The following is a 14,595-nucleotide window of genomic DNA, read 5'->3' as shown; positions in this document are numbered from 1 at the left end:
TCGTGGAAGGACAGGGCATGACGCTGAAGGACACCCCGGAGGAGTGGGAGATCCGGGCCACGGAGACCCCGTTCGTGGGCAACAAGACCTCGGTCCGCACGGACGAGGTGGTCATGCCCGACGGCTCGGTGGCCCGCCGCGACTACCAGGTCCACCCCGGCTCGGTCGGCATCCTCGCCCTCGACGACCAGGACCGCGTCCTGCTGATCCGCCAGTACCGCCACCCCGTGCGCCAGCGGCTGTGGGAGATCCCGGCCGGCCTGCTCGACGTGCCCGGTGAGAACCCGCTGCACGCCGCCCAGCGGGAGCTGTACGAGGAGGCCCACGTCAAGGCCGAGGACTGGCGGGTGCTGACGGACCTCTACACCACCGCAGGCGGCTGCGACGAGGCCGTGCGCGTCTTCCTCGCCCGCGACCTGTCCGAGGCCGACGGACAGCGCTTCGAGGCCGAGGACGAGGAGACCGACATGGAGCACGCACGCGTGCCCCTCGACGAGCTCGTACGGGGTGTGCTCGCCGGCGACCTGCACAGCAGCTGTCTCGTCGTGGGCGTCCTCGCGCTGGCCGCCGCACGCGCCGGCGACGGCCTCGACGCGCTGCGTCCCGCGGAAGCGCCCTGGCCGGCGCGCCCGTTCGAGTCCTGAACCCACAGGGACTTCACAGAGAAACCGCGCAGAACCCGCACGGGTCCGCGAAGACACCGCGGACACGTCGCGACCCACAGTGACCTCGCCCGGTGTGACGATCGGCTGATCCGATCGGGGGACGTGCCCGCCGCGCTCCGCCCGGAACGTAGCAGAGCGTGAACTAGGCTCTGTTAACGCCCGATACCGGAGTCCCGGCGGGCTTGCGCGTGCGGTGGGACGGGAGCGTGGCCCGTGACGGATCAGGCGGTGGACACAGGCGGCGTCCGGCTGTCCGGGCGCGAACCGGCGGAGCGTCAGTTCCTGGGCCGTACGCGGGAGTTGAAGGAACTCCGTGCCGACATCGAGCGCACCGGCCTGGACACCCTGACCGGAAAGAAGGCGCCCCGCGCGCGCGTCCTGCTGATCGCGGGACGTCCCGGTTCGGGACGCACGGCGCTCGCCGAGGAGCTCGTACGGCAGGTCGCGGACGGTTACGACGACGGGGTGCTCCGGGCCCGGCTGAGCGAGCCCGACGGAACCCCCGTGCCGGTCGAACGCGTGGCTCGCGTGCTGCTCGCCGCCCTGGACCGGCCGGCGCCCGCCGGAGCCGCCGAGGACGACCTCACCGAGGCGCTGCGCACCGCCCTGGCCGACCGCCGGGCACTGCTCCTGCTGGACGACGCGGCCGACGCCGAGCAGGTCGACGCGCTGCTCCCGGACACCCCGGACTGCCTGGTCGTCGCCGTCTCGGGCGGCCCCCTCACCGGCATCTCCGACGTCCGCCCCTGCACCCTCGGCGGCCTCGACACCAAGTCCGCCCTGGAACTGCTCACCCGCTACACCGGCTCGGTCCGCATCACCGTCGACCCGCGCGCCGCCGAGGACCTCGCCGAGGAGTGCCAGGCGCACCCCGAGGCGCTCACCCTGGCCGGCGGCTGGCTCGCCGCCCGCCCCAAGGCGGCCGTCGCCGACTTCGCCAAGCACTTGCGCGCCGAGAACGACGAGGGCACGCCGCTGAGCCGGGTCTTCCGGCTCGTGTACACCTCGCTGCCCACGCCGGCCGCCCGGATACTGCGTCTGCTCGCCCTCGCCCCGGCCGGCCTGGTCGACCCGCACACCGCCTCCGCGCTGGCCGGCTGCTCGGTCGGCGGCGCCCGCACCACCCTGGACGACTTCGTCGCCCTCGGCCTGCTGCGGGCCGTGGAGTCGCCGCTGCCGCAGTACGAGGTCCCCGGCAGCCTGCACCCCCTCCTGAAGGCCCTCACGGAGACCCAGGACCGCCCGGGAGAGCTCCAACTGGCCAGGGCCCGGATGCTGGAGCGGACGGTACGACTGCTGCAGTCCTGCCGGGCCATCACCGAGACGGACAACCCCGAGGCGCGCGAGAAGCTCCAGGGCATGCCACGCTCCCTGCGCTTCCCCAGCCCCCGGGCCGCCGAGGACTGGCTGCGCATCCGCCGGCCCGCCCTGCTGGCCGCGGCCCGGCTCGCCGTCGCCGACGGGGAACTCGACACGCTGGCCCGCCGGCTGATGTCCCAGCTGGTCAGGGCGATGGTCGCGCACTTCGGCACCCAGGCGGCCGCGGCCGACCTGTACGGCATCCACCGGCTCGTCCTGGACGTGGCCGAGCGCCGCGGGCTGCCCCGCGAACGGGCCGCCGCGCTGCTGAACCTCGGCGACCTGGACGCGCAGACCGGGCGGACCGAGGACGCGCTGGCGCGTTACCGGGCCGCGCTGGACGCCGGACGCGAGGCGAACGACCCGTATGCGACCGGCCGCGCGACGGAATCCGTAGGCGGCGCGCATCTGGAGCTCGGGGACTTCGACCGGGCCGCCGACTGGTTCGGCCGGGCGCTGGCCCAGCGGCTCGCCCGGGACGACCGCGCGGAGGCCGCCCGGCTGTACGGCCGCATCGGCGCGGCCCAGACCTACGCGGGCCGCTACGGCGAGGCGCAGCGGTCCTGGCGGGCCGCGGTCGCCGGACACCGCAGGAACGGCGATGTGGGCGCCCACGCACGGGCGTTGAGCGAACTCGCGCGCGTCCAGGAGTACGCGGGGCGGCCCGAGGAGTCGCTGGCGACCTGTCACGAGGCGGTGGAGTGGGCGCGCCGCGCCGACGACGTACGGCTCCAGGCGGCGCTTCAGCTGCGGCTCGCCGACACGCTGGAGCGCCTGGGCGATCCCGCCGCGGCGGGGCTGCACCGGGGGACCGCCGAGCGGCTGCTGGGCGAGGAGGAGGCGCAGGAGGCGGAGCGGACGGACGGGGAACCGGAGCCCGCCCAGGACGCGCCACGACGGGCCGAAGAGGCGCCGGAGCAGGCCGATCTCCCGAAACAAGACCCTGACGCCTGCGAAATCCGTAGTACATCCGCAGAAGATTGATGCAATGAAAGGCTAGACAGCGGGAACGCCTTCATTAAACTGGGTCTGCCGCACCTTCTCCTGCGGTGTACCCCGGTGTGCGCCTTCGTGCCTGGGTATGTCAAGTAATGCACCACATTCCCCTGAGCCAAGGACCGTGATCCACGTGAAGGTCGGCATCCCCCGCGAGGTCAAGAACAACGAGTTCCGGGTGGCCATCACCCCCGCCGGTGTGCACGAGCTGGTGCGCGCCGGCCACCAGGTCGTCATCGAGCGCGGCGCCGGTCTCGGCTCCTCGATCACGGACAGCGAGTACGTCTCCGCCGGCGCCGGCATCCTGGAGACCGCCGACGAGGTCTGGGCCGGCGCCGACCTGCTGCTCAAGGTCAAGGAGCCCATCGCCGAGGAGTACCACCGCCTCCGCAAGGACCAGACGCTCTTCACGTACCTGCACCTGGCGGCCTCCAAGGAGTGCACCGACGCGCTCGTCGAGTCCGGCACCACCGCGATCGCCTACGAGACCGTCGAGCTGCCGAGCCGCGCGCTCCCGCTGCTCGCCCCGATGTCCGAGGTCGCGGGCCGTCTCGCCCCGCAGGTCGGCGCCTACCACCTGATGCGCTCGGTCGGCGGCCGCGGTGTGCTCCCCGGCGGTGTCCCCGGCACGCAGCCCGCGCGGGCCGTCGTCATCGGCGGCGGGGTCTCCGGCTGGAACGCCACGCAGATCGCCGTCGGCATGGGCTTCCACGTCACCCTGCTCGACCGCGACATCAACAAGCTGCGCGAGGCCGACAAGGTCTTCGGCACCAAGGTCCGGGCGATCATGTCCAACTCCTTCGAGCTGGAGAAGGCCGTCCTGGACGCCGACCTCGTGATCGGCGCGGTCCTCATCCCGGGCGCCAAGGCGCCGAAGCTGGTCACCAACGAACTGGTGTCGCGGATGAAGCCCGGAAGTGTCCTTGTCGACATCGCGATCGACCAGGGCGGCTGCTTCGAGGACTCCCGTCCGACCACGCACGCCGAGCCGACCTTCATGGTGCACAACTCGGTCTTCTACTGCGTCGCCAACATGCCGGGCGCGGTGCCCAACACCTCGACCTACGCGCTGACCAACGCGACGCTGCCCTACATCGTCGAACTCGCCAACCACGGCTGGGTGGAGGCGCTGCGCCGCGATCCCGCGCTGGCCAAGGGCCTCAACACCCATGACGGCAAGGTCGTTTACAAGGAGGTCGCCGAGGCGCACGGCCTGGAGCACGTGGAGCTCGACTCGCTGCTCGGCTGAGCCCCAAGTCGACATGAACGGCGACCTGATGGCGGCTTCCGACCAGCTCAGAGGCTAAGTCACCTTTTCGTAAAGGCGATACGTCAACAAGGCGCGTCAACGACGTACACACGGCCGGACCTTGCACCACAAGGTCCGGCCGGATGTGTGTATGGTCACTTTGCGACTCTCGGTCAACTCGCGTCGAACGTAACCCTTGAACCGATTCGTGCACCGGTGAAACCTGCCGTGCGACGCCCGTACGCCCTTGACAGAGGGATGTTTCATTGCCGACACATCCTGCCGGGTCCGGCGGATTGTGTTGCTGCGAACGCCCGACACGCCATAGAGTCGCCAACCGTCGGCATGGTGCCACGCTGACCTGTCTAGAAGTTTCCTGGTCACCAAGGAGGTAAGACGACTTGTGAATGAGTCGACATTTTCTCCCGGGGGTGGTCAACCAGGAACGCCTGTACGGGGCCAGGGTCCCGCGGGGTTCGAGGCTGTCGGCTCCGTTGCTGTGCGCACCTTCGCAGCCCAGAGGAGTCATCAGGTGTCTCAGATGTCCGGGATGACTCAGCCAGCACACCAGAGCATGGATGGCCATCACGTGAACGCCATGGCCGGCGACGGAAGTGGCGCGCCCCACAACCACTTCGCCGACTACGACGAACTGCCCGAGGGGCATTTCTACGACCCCGACGCGGAGTACGAGCCCGACCCCGAGTACGCGGCCACGCTCGCGCCCGACGCCGCCCGCCAGCGCCGCGAGCGCGTGGGCCCGACCGGACGCCCGCTGCCGTACTTCCCGATCCCGGGCCCGCTGACCGATCACGGCCCCGCGAAGATCATCGCGATGTGCAACCAGAAGGGCGGCGTCGGCAAGACCACGTCGACCATCAACCTGGGTGCCGCGCTCGCGGAGTACGGACGGCGCGTGCTGCTCGTGGACTTCGACCCGCAGGGCGCGCTGTCGGTGGGTCTCGGGGTCAACCCGATGGAGCTCGACCTCACCGTCTACAACCTGCTCATGGAGCGGGGCATGGCGGCCGACGAGGTGCTCCTGAAGACCGCGGTCCCGAACATGGACCTGCTGCCGAGCAATATCGACTTGTCGGCGGCGGAGGTCCAACTGGTCTCCGAGGTCGCGCGCGAGTCGACATTGCAACGGGCCCTCAAGCCCCTGATGGCCGACTACGACTACATCGTGATCGACTGTCAGCCCTCGCTCGGTCTGCTCACGGTCAACGCTCTGACGGCCGCGCACAAGGTGATAGTGCCTCTGGAGTGCGAGTTCTTCGCTCTTCGCGGTGTCGCACTGCTGACGGAGACGATCGAGAAGGTCCAGGAGCGACTCAACCCGGAGCTGGAGCTCGACGGGATCCTCGCCACCATGTACGACTCGCGCACGGTGCACAGCCGTGAGGTGCTCGCGCGTGTCGTCGAGGCGTTCGACGACCACGTCTACCACACGGTCATCGGGCGCACGGTCCGCTTCCCGGAGACCACGGTCGCCGGTGAGCCGATCACCACGTACGCCTCCAACTCCGTCGGTGCCGCCGCCTATCGCCAGCTCGCCAGGGAGGTGCTCGCCCGGTGTCACGCCGAGTGAGTCTGCCGGGGGCCGACGAACTCTTCCGTACGACAGGGGGAATGGCGCTCCAGCCGTCCACTCCGCGGCGGGGGGCCAACGGCGAAGCCCGTGTGCCCGCGCCCGCGGGGGAGAGCGACGGGGTCGCGGCCGGTGAGGACGCGCCGCAGTCGGTGCCCGTACAGGGCGGCGACGGCGAGGGCGCCGAGCATGTGGCCGCCGAGTCGGAGGCCGACGACGGCGAGTCCCGCAGTCGCGGGGCGGCCGGCTCCGGGCGACGTCAGGGGGCGCAGGAAGGTTCTGCCGCCGAGGCGTCCGGGCGCAAGCGGGGGCGGAGCCCTTCGCGTCGGCCCAGCGGGCGGGAACGGCACGACGAGAAGATCACGGTGTACGTGTCCGCCGAGGAGCTCATGGATCTGGAGCACGCGCGTCTGGTGCTCCGGGGTGAGCACGGGCTCGCGGTCGACCGCGGGCGGATCGTACGCGAGGCCGTCGCCGTGGTGCTGGCCGATCTGGAGTCCCGTGGGGACGCGAGCATTCTCGTACGGCGATTGCGCGGGCGGTAGGCGGTAACGTGCGGGGCGATGACCTCGAACGACGTTCCCGCGACCGCCGCTGCCTCCGGCGGTCGTCGGCGTGTGCTCGGGCGGGGCCCCGGATCCGAGGTCGAGCCTCCGGCGGAGCCGGCTGAGCACAGCGGTGGCGGCGAACCCGAGATCGAACAATCGGCTCCCGAACCGCCGGAGATCGTCCCCGAACCCTCCGAGGACGTCCCCGAATCCTCCGAGGACGTCACCGAATCCTCCGAGGACGTCACCGAACCCTCCGAGGACGTCGCCGAAGCCGATGACGGCGTCTTCAAGGTTCGGTTGGCCAACTTCGAGGGGCCCTTCGATCTGCTGCTCCAGCTGATCTCGAAGCACAAGATGGACGTCACCGAAGTGGCGCTGTCCAAGGTCACCGACGAGTTCATGGCGCACATCAGGGGCATGGGACCGGACTGGGACCTCGACCAGACGACCGAGTTCCTGGTCGTCGCCGCCACGCTGCTGGACCTCAAGGCCGCGCGGCTGTTGCCCTCCGCCGAGGTCGAGGACGAGGCCGATCTGGCGCTGCTGGAGGCCCGGGACCTGCTCTTCGCGCGGCTGCTCCAGTACCGCGCGTACAAGCAGATCGCCGACATCTTCAACCGGCGGCTCGACGAGGAAGCGCGCCGCTATCCCCGTACCGTCGGGCTCGAACCGCACCATGCCGAGCTGCTGCCCGAGGTGGTCATCAGCATCGGGCCCGAGGGGTTCGCGAAACTCGCCGTGAAGGCGATGCAGCCCAGGCCCAAGCCGCAGGTGTACGTCGATCACATCCACGCGCCGCTGGTCAGCGTGCAGGAGCAGGCCGGGATCGTGGTCGCACGGCTGCGGGAACTCGGCGAGGCCAGCTTCCGCACGCTCGTCGAGGACACCGACGACACCCTGACCGTCGTAGCCAGGTTCCTGGCCCTCCTTGAGCTGTACCGGGAGAAGGCCGTCGCGCTCGATCAGGAGATCGCGCTCGGGGACCTGATCGTGCGGTGGACCGGTGGGGAGGGCGGGAGCGAGCCCGTGGTCACCGACGAGTTCGACCGGCCGCCCGAGGTGCCCAAGGACGAGCCCGCCAAGGAGGAGAAGGCGTGAGTGAGGAGACCATCGATCCGGCGGCGGCCCCGCGCACTGTCGCCGACCTCGATCTCAAGCCCGCCCTGGAGGCCGTCCTCATGGTCGTGGACGAACCCGCGACCGAGGAGCACCTCGCGAAGATACTTCAGCGGCCCAAGCGGCGGATCCGTGACGCCCTGCGGGAGCTGGCCGACGAGTACACCGTGCAGGGGCGCGGTTTCGAGCTGCGGCTGATCGCCGGCGGATGGCGGTTCTACTCCCGGCCCGAGTTCGCTCAGGCCGTCGAGGGCTTCGTCCTGGACGGGCAGCAGGCCCGGCTCACCCAGGCGGCCCTGGAGACCCTCGCGGTCGTCGCGTACCGCCAGCCGGTCAGCCGCAGCAGGGTCTCGGCGGTCCGCGGAGTCAACTGCGACGGTGTGATGCGCACCCTCCTCCAGCGGGGTCTGGTCGAGGAGGCGGGCACGGAACCCGAAACAGGTGCGATCCTGTACACGACGACGAACTACTTTCTGGAGCGGATGGGCCTGCGCGGCCTGGACGAGCTCCCGGAGCTCGCGCCCTTCCTCCCTGAGGCCGAGGCGATCGAGGCGGAGACGCTGGAAGGGGTCCCGTCGTTCGATCCGGATGCACCGGATGCAGATGCAGACGACACGACGACGACGGAACTTTGATGCGAAGCAGTGGCAGTGGCAGTGGCGGCGGTAGTGGCAGGAGCGGCGGGCGTGGCAACCCCCGCGGGACCGGTGGGGGCGGCAATCCCCGCGGTTCCGGCGGCGGTGGCGGCTCCCGGGGTTCCGGTGGGGGCGGCTCCCAGCCCAGGGGCGCGGGCGGGCGCGACGACAAGCCGAAGCGTCCCGGCAAGCCGCGTCCCGAGGAGCGCCGCTACGACGTAGGGCCCGGGGCTTCCCACGAGGGTCCGAAGTCCGGGCGCGGTGCCTCCGCGCGCGGAGGTGCCAAGGGCGGCCCCAAGCAGGGCCAGGGCACCGGACGCGGGCGCTCGGTGCCCGCGACCTCGCGTGAGTACGACGCGCGGGCCGAGGAGCGCAACCGGGAGCGGTACGCGGGCAAGAAGGACGTGAAGCCGCCCAAGACCTTCCCGGGCGCCGAGCAGGAGGGCGAGCGGCTGCAGAAGATCCTCGCCCGCGCGGGCTACGGCTCCCGGCGCGCCTGCGAGGAGCTGATCGAGCAGTCCCGTGTCGAGGTCAACGGCGAGATCGTCGTCGAGCAGGGCAAGCGGGTCGACCCGGAGCACGACGAGGTCAAGGTCGACGGGCTGACCGTCGCCACGCAGTCGTACCAGTTCTTCTCGCTGAACAAGCCGGCCGGTGTCGTCTCCACCATGGAGGACCCCGAGGGGCGCCAGTCCCTCGGCGACTACGTCACCAACCGCGAGACCCGGCTCTTCCACGTGGGGCGGCTCGACACCGAGACCGAGGGCGTGATCCTGCTCACCAACCACGGCGAGCTGGCGCACCGGCTGACCCACCCCAAGTACGGCGTGAAGAAGACCTACCTCGCCGCCATCGTGGGCCCGATCCCGCGCGACCTGGGCAAGCAGCTCAAGGACGGCATCCAGCTGGAGGACGGGTACGCGCGTGCGGACCACTTCCGGGTGGTCGAGCAGACCGGCAAGAACTACCTGGTCGAGGTCACCCTGCACGAGGGCCGCAAGCACATCGTGCGCCGCATGCTCGCGGAGGCAGGGTTCCCGGTCGAGCGGCTGGTGCGCACGTCCTTCGGGCCGATCACGCTGGGCGACCAGAAGTCGGGCTGGCTGCGGCGGCTGTCCAACACGGAGGTCGGGATGCTGATGCAGGAAGTCGATCTCTAGAACGACCTCGGTTCCTCGGATCCCTCAGTTCTTCGGATCCCTTGGAACGACCTCGGTTCCTCTTTCGGCCGGTCCCGGATTTTCTCCGGGGCCGGCCGATGTGTTTTCGCCCTGTCGGCGGTCTGTATGGCTGACGGCCGAGACGAGGAGCGGGTATGGACACGAAGACGGAGCCTGAGAGGCTCCCAGGGGCCGCTGTGGCCGACGCGGGGGCCTTCGGGCGTCCCGGGTGCCCCGAGGGGCTGTCGTGAACTCCGGGGAGCTGCTGGAGCGTTCGCTCGCCTACGCGCTGGGAAGCGTGGCGGGGGTCGCGCCCGGGAGCCTGGGGCGAGGTACGCCGTGCGGGGAGTGGGACCTGGGCGAGCTGCTCGGACATCTCGACGACGCGCTCGAGGCGCTGCACGAGGGGCTCACCGGCGGGCGGATCGGGCTGTTTCCCGGAGCGCCGGGGGCGGATCCGGCGTGCGCGTTCCGTACGCGTGCGTGCGCGGTGCTGGGCGCGTGGGCGGCGGGGCCGTCGGGGGAGTCGGTCCTGGTGGGCGAACGGCCGCTGGACGTACGGGTTATGGGGGCCGTGGGCGCCGTGGAGATCGCCGTGCACGGCTGGGACGTGGCGCAGGCCTGCGGGCGGCCACGGCCCATCCCGGTCCCGCTGGCGGCCGAACTGCTGCCCGTGGCGCGGTCCGTGGTCGCGCGGGAGGACCGGGGAGCGCGGTTCGGCGCGCCGGTCGCCGTGCCGGCCCGGGCGGGGCTCGACGTCCGGCTGCTGGCGTTCCTCGGGCGGCGCGAGGTCCGTACGGGATGAGGGCGGGTGTCGGTCCGGGGCGCGGGGGTAGAGGGGCGGTGACGGCGTTCGCACAGCCGCGGCTCAGGAGGCCTTCGGCGCCCGGGAGTTGTGACACAGGGCGGTGACCGAGGGCTTGTGGAAGAACGCTCGCGCTCTTTATAGTCGTACTGACCATTAAGGGGCGGGGTGGATGGGCCACAAGCAGCCGCACGGCTACGACAAGTACGCCCACGAGCCTTTCGCCGTCACCGTCGACCTCGCCGTCCTCACCATCCGCTCCGGCGCCCTGCACGTCCTGCTCGTCGAGCGCGGCCAGGAGCCCTACGCCGGTCACTGGGCGCTGCCCGGCGGCTTCGTGGAGCCGAGCGAGTCGGCCGAGACGGCCGCGCGGCGCGAACTCGCCGAGGAGACCGGGCTCGCCGACGTCACCGGGCTGCACCTGGAGCAGCTGCGGACCTACAGCGAGCCCGACCGCGACCCCCGTATGCGGGTGGTGTCCGTCGCCTTCACCGCACTGCTGCCCGACGCGCCTGAGCCGAAAGCGGGCAGCGACGCGGCACGGGCCGACTGGCTGGCGTACGACAAGTCCTGGCCGCTCGCCTTCGATCACGACCGGATTCTGGCCGACGCCCACGAACACGTCGGCACGCAGCTGGAGTTCACCTGCCTGGCCACCGCCTTCTGTCCGGCCGAGTTCACCCTCGGCGAGCTCCGGCACGTCTACGAGACGGTGTGGGGCACCGCCCTCGACCGGCCCAACTTCCGCCGCAAGGTGCTCGCCACGCCCGGCTTCGTCGAACCGGTGCCGGGTGCCGCGCGCCTGACCGGCGGGCGTGGCAAGCCGGCCGCGCTGTACCGCGCGGGCACCGCGACCACCCTCCAGCCGCCTCTGCTCCGGCCGAACCCGGAAGGACGTTCCGCATGACCAGCACCATCGTCGACAAACGCGCAGCCACAGGGGCTCTGATCGGCCTCGCCCTCGGGGACGCCCTCGGATTCCCGACCGAGTTCAACGACATCCCCTCGATCCTCGCCAAGTTCGGGCCCTGGCGGCAGCTGCCGCTGATCAAGCCCGCGATCGTCTCCGACGACACGCAGATGACCCTGGCGGTGGCCCGGGGAATGCGTACCGCCATGGACCGCGGGGCGCTGGGCCCCGAGGACATGGCCGTCACCGTGCGGCAGGAGTTCATCGCCTGGAACCGGTCCCCGGACAACAACCGCGCCCCGGGCAACACCTGCCTGCGGGCCTGCGAGTTGCTGGAGAACCCCGACCTGCCCTGGCAGGACGCCAGCCAGCTGGGCTCCAAGGGCTGCGGTGCCAACATGCGCGTGGCGCCCGTCGGGCTCGCCCCCGGACTGAGCGACGAACAGCGCGCGGGCGCCGCCCAGTTGCAGGCCGCTCTCACCCACGGCCACCCCACGGCGCTCGCCGCCTCGGACCTCACCGGCCGTGCCGTGCACCTGCTCGCGCAGGGCACCGAGCCGGCCGCACTCCTGGAGCACCTGCGGTCGTACGCCGAGGAAAACCGCGGCCACTACCACCAGTCCTGGCTCGGCGACCTGTGGACGCGCAGCCAGGATGCCGGGCCCGAGGAGTTCATCGCCCGCGGCTGGCGCGAGTGCCTGGCGATCCTCGACCGGCTCGAGGACGCCGTGCGCACCTTCGATCCGGAGGCCGACCCGTGTCTGGCCACCGGGGCGGGCTGGATCGCCGAAGAGGCCCTGGCGACCGGCCTGTTGTGCTTCCTCGGCTTCCCCGACGAGCCGGTCACGGCCATCCGGCGGGCCGCCTACAGCTCCGGCGACTCCGACTCGATCGCCTGCCTGGCCGGAGCCTTCGCGGGCGCGCACCGCGGCAGCGAGGCCTGGCCGAACGAGTGGGCCGACCGCATCGAGTACCAGAGCGACCTGATGACCCTCGGGGCCCTCTGGGACTCCTGACCCGGCCCTCTGGGATTCTTGATCCGGCCCTCTGGGATTCTTGAGACATGATCGACACCCTGGACATCGACCTCAGACCGGTGGTCGCCGAACAGCCCGACCCCGTGCTGTTCGCGACCGTCTCCGGCGCCCATCTCTACGGCTTCCCGTCCCGCGACTCCGACGTGGACCTGCGAGGCGTCCACCTGCTGCCCACCGCCGCGCTGGTGGGCCTGCGCGAGCCCGAGGAGACCCGCTCCCGGATGTGGGACCGGGACGGCGTCGAGATGGACCTGGTCACCCACGACCTGCGCAAGTTCGTACGGCTGATGCTGCGGCGCAACGGCTATGTGCTGGAGCAGCTGCTCTCGCCCCTCGTCGTGCACACCACCGACGCGCACCGCGAACTGGTCGCGCTCGCCCCCGACGTCCTCACCGGCCATCACGCCCACCACTACCGGGGGTTCGCGGTGACCCAGTGGCGGCTGTTCGAGAAGACCGGCGAACTCAAGCCGCTGCTCTACACCTTCCGCGCCCTGCTGACCGGCGTGCACCTCATGCGCAGCGGCGAGGTGCAGGCCCATCTGCCCACGCTGCTCGGCGAGGTGGACGCGCCCGCCTATCTGCCGGAGCTGATCGCGACGAAGGCGGAGCGGGAGCACGGGGACGCCGACGTCGACCACGCGCGCGTGCGGGCCGACGTGGAGCGGCTGCACGGCGTGCTCGACGAGGCCCAGGAGGCGTCGGCGCTACCCGACGCGCCCGTCGCCCACGACGCCCTGCACGACTTCGTCGTACGGGTCCGGCTGGCGGGCTGAGGCGCGGCGCACGCGGACCAGGAAGGCCTCGACGCGGGCCCGGTCCGGCTCCTCGGGGAGCGGGCTGCCGCGCAGGGCCTCGTCGGCCTCGGCCGCCAGGTGGTTCATCCGCGCCTCGACCTCGGGCCAGGGGACCTCGCCGCGCTTGACCGCGAGCAAGGGCTCGCGTCCGTCGCCCACGTCGAGCGTGAGGGCGCCCGTGCGCAGCAGGTCGCGGGCGCTCGCCAGGAGGCGCAGGAGGTGCATCGCGTGCTTCCAGCGCGGGGCGCCGTGCGTACGGATGTCGCCCTCCAGCTTCTTGCGCTGGCCGAGCGCGTAGCGCGTGAACGTCCCGTGGACCTGGCGGGAGAGGAACGCCTCGCGCAGGGCGAGGAGTTCACGGCCCGTGTCGTCGACGTACTCGACGAGCGGGGAGTGCAGGCACTCCAGGATGTTCGGGTTCGCGCGCAGGGCCAGCTCGCAGAAGCGCTCCAGCTCCCAGCTGAACTGCTCGGGCGCCGGGCCCTCGACATGGGTCGGCGGCTTCTCGAAGCGCCAGAACAGGGGGGTGGGGGCGAGGAAGACGCCCCGGCGGTCGGTGTCGCTGCCCTCCGTCGCCAGACCGAAGGCCCGCGACCCCATCACGCACGCGTAGACGGTGTGGTCGCGGACCAGGGCCTCGGGGGACGGGGCGGGGGCGGGGGACTGGCCGGGTGGCAGGTCGGGTGACGTGCTGGTCATGGACGGGACAGTACGGGGACCGTCACGCCAGGGTGATCGAATTTCCCTCCACCTTGATCTGCTCCGCGGGCAGCGGCGACGGCGCCGGACCCCCTGCCACCGAACCGTCCGCGATCTTGAACTTGCTGCCGTGGCAGGGGCAGTCGATGGTGCCGTCGGCGACCTTGGTCACCGTGCAGCCCTGGTGCGTGCAGATCGCCGAGAAGGCCTTGAACTCGTCCTTCGCGGGCTGGGTGACCACGACCTTCTCGTCCTTGAAGATCTTGCCGCCGCCGACCGGGATGTCGGTCGTCTTCGCCAGCTCCTGACCGCTGGAGGCCTTCACGTCGGAGGAGCCGGAGTCACCTTCGTCGCCGTACTTGCTGCACCCCACGGCGAGCGCCGAGGCGCCCGTCGCGAGGAGGACCGTGCGGCGCGTCGAGCGGTGGGTCATGTCGTCACTCCGAAAGTGCGGAAGAACCAGAGGGCGGACGTCAGCCAGAGGACGGTCAGCGCGGTGAAGACAAGGCCGCCGACGAGCGGCAGCAGCCAGCCGGGCAGCCGCTCCGAGCGAAGCAGCAGCATCTTGGCACTGAACGCACCGAAGAAGAAGCAACCCAGGACGGAGTGCCACAGAACACGCGGTTCGTACGTCTGATAGCCGAGCGCGTACAGGCAGTGCACGGCGACCGGGACCGCCACGAGGAACGCGATCCGGCCCGACCAGCGGTGCAGGGTCGCCGACCAGCTGGGGCCCGGCAGCTTGCCGTACACCATGAACGCGGAGACCAGCTGGACGAGCGCGAAGAAGAACGCGGTCGTCGCCAGCCACGACTTCACCGCGGCGGTGCTGCTGAACCCGGCGAGGTTGAAGGCGGTCCCGGCCGGGTCGTGGACCTTGCCGTACGCCCCGAGGCCGACCGCCACGGCGGCGGCGACCAGGGCGGGGATCAGATAGCGGGCGGCGCCGGAGGCACGGCGGGGCGGTTCCGGCTGGAAAAACTGCGTGGCGGCGTTCGGGTCGACGGTCATGGTCGGCTCCCTGG

The 14,595-nt window shown here is 71.2% G+C and carries 15 protein-coding genes; 12 read left to right on the top strand and 3 right to left on the bottom strand.

Annotated features, from left to right (window positions below; genetic code table 11):
* The first annotated feature begins 17 nt into the window (after nucleotides 1-17).
* The 12 genes from ACWD5F_RS22775 (at nucleotide 18) to ACWD5F_RS22720 (ending at nucleotide 12,850) form a co-directional block, all read left to right on the top strand.
* Complete coding sequence (locus ACWD5F_RS22775; protein WP_451256724.1) at nucleotides 18-644, top strand: NUDIX domain-containing protein; 627 nt, start codon at nucleotides 18-20, stop codon at nucleotides 642-644.
* Nucleotides 645-878: 234 nt separating this feature from the next.
* Complete coding sequence (locus ACWD5F_RS22770; RefSeq protein ID WP_451256722.1) at nucleotides 879-3,008, top strand: tetratricopeptide repeat protein; 2,130 nt, start codon at nucleotides 879-881, stop codon at nucleotides 3,006-3,008.
* A gap of 136 nt (nucleotides 3,009-3,144) precedes the next feature.
* The gene (gene ald, locus ACWD5F_RS22765; protein ID WP_451256721.1) at nucleotides 3,145-4,269 is read left to right on the top strand and encodes an alanine dehydrogenase; all 1,125 of its coding nucleotides are present in this window, start codon (nucleotides 3,145-3,147) and stop codon (nucleotides 4,267-4,269) included.
* Nucleotides 4,270-4,672: 403 nt separating this feature from the next.
* Complete coding sequence (locus ACWD5F_RS22760; RefSeq protein WP_401727458.1) at nucleotides 4,673-5,860, top strand: ParA family protein; 1,188 nt, start codon at nucleotides 4,673-4,675, stop codon at nucleotides 5,858-5,860.
* Entirely contained in the window at nucleotides 5,845-6,405 is a 561-nt protein-coding gene (locus tag ACWD5F_RS22755) for a hypothetical protein (protein ID WP_401727459.1), read from the top strand. Before ACWD5F_RS22760 ends, ACWD5F_RS22755 begins: the two co-directional genes overlap by 16 nt.
* An 18-nt stretch (nucleotides 6,406-6,423) precedes the next feature.
* On the top strand, nucleotides 6,424-7,509 hold the full coding sequence (locus ACWD5F_RS22750) for a segregation and condensation protein A (protein WP_451256719.1): 1,086 nt from the start codon (nucleotides 6,424-6,426) through the stop codon (nucleotides 7,507-7,509).
* Nucleotides 7,506-8,162, top strand: coding sequence for an SMC-Scp complex subunit ScpB (scpB, locus tag ACWD5F_RS22745; protein WP_401727461.1), 657 nt, complete (start codon nucleotides 7,506-7,508; stop codon nucleotides 8,160-8,162). Before ACWD5F_RS22750 ends, scpB begins: the two co-directional genes overlap by 4 nt.
* Entirely contained in the window at nucleotides 8,162-9,322 is a 1,161-nt protein-coding gene (locus ACWD5F_RS22740; protein WP_451256717.1) for a pseudouridine synthase, read from the top strand. The genes scpB and ACWD5F_RS22740 overlap by 1 nt, the downstream gene beginning before the upstream one ends.
* A gap of 247 nt (nucleotides 9,323-9,569) precedes the next feature.
* Nucleotides 9,570-10,127 (top strand): TIGR03086 family metal-binding protein, encoded by a 558-nt coding sequence (locus tag ACWD5F_RS22735; RefSeq protein WP_401727463.1) that lies wholly within the window; start codon nucleotides 9,570-9,572, stop codon nucleotides 10,125-10,127.
* A gap of 172 nt (nucleotides 10,128-10,299) precedes the next feature.
* Entirely contained in the window at nucleotides 10,300-11,034 is a 735-nt protein-coding gene (locus ACWD5F_RS22730) for an NUDIX hydrolase (RefSeq protein ID WP_401727464.1), read from the top strand.
* Nucleotides 11,031-12,053 (top strand): ADP-ribosylglycohydrolase family protein, encoded by a 1,023-nt coding sequence (locus ACWD5F_RS22725; protein WP_451256715.1) that lies wholly within the window; start codon nucleotides 11,031-11,033, stop codon nucleotides 12,051-12,053. The genes ACWD5F_RS22730 and ACWD5F_RS22725 overlap by 4 nt, the downstream gene beginning before the upstream one ends.
* Nucleotides 12,054-12,100: 47 nt before the next feature.
* Nucleotides 12,101-12,850: a nucleotidyltransferase domain-containing protein gene (locus ACWD5F_RS22720; RefSeq protein ID WP_451256713.1), complete on the top strand. Its 750-nt coding sequence runs from the start codon at nucleotides 12,101-12,103 to the stop codon at nucleotides 12,848-12,850.
* On the opposite strand, the gene ACWD5F_RS22715 is transcribed toward ACWD5F_RS22720, so the two are convergent.
* Genes ACWD5F_RS22715 through ACWD5F_RS22705 form a run of 3 tightly spaced genes read right to left on the bottom strand, consistent with a single transcriptional unit; the run spans nucleotide 12,782 to nucleotide 14,581 of the window.
* Complete coding sequence (locus ACWD5F_RS22715) at nucleotides 12,782-13,570, bottom strand: nucleotidyltransferase domain-containing protein (RefSeq protein WP_451256711.1); 789 nt, start codon at nucleotides 13,568-13,570, stop codon at nucleotides 12,782-12,784. The two genes, ACWD5F_RS22720 and ACWD5F_RS22715, sit on opposite strands and share 69 nt — an antisense overlap.
* Before the next feature lie 22 nt (nucleotides 13,571-13,592).
* Nucleotides 13,593-14,003, bottom strand: a complete 411-nt coding sequence (locus ACWD5F_RS22710; RefSeq protein WP_451256709.1) for a Rieske (2Fe-2S) protein — start codon at nucleotides 14,001-14,003, stop codon at nucleotides 13,593-13,595.
* Nucleotides 14,000-14,581 carry a DUF6529 family protein gene (locus ACWD5F_RS22705; protein ID WP_401727469.1) on the bottom strand — a complete coding sequence of 194 codons (582 nt, stop codon included), beginning with the start codon at nucleotides 14,579-14,581 and terminating at the stop codon, nucleotides 14,000-14,002. Before ACWD5F_RS22705 ends, ACWD5F_RS22710 begins: the two co-directional genes overlap by 4 nt.
* Nucleotides 14,582-14,595 lie beyond the last annotated feature (14 nt).

This window comes from Streptomyces sp. NPDC002499, from assembly GCF_053595415.1.
The sequence above is the reverse complement of the archived record's forward strand: the minus strand, read 5'-3'. Positions and strand labels throughout refer to the sequence as shown.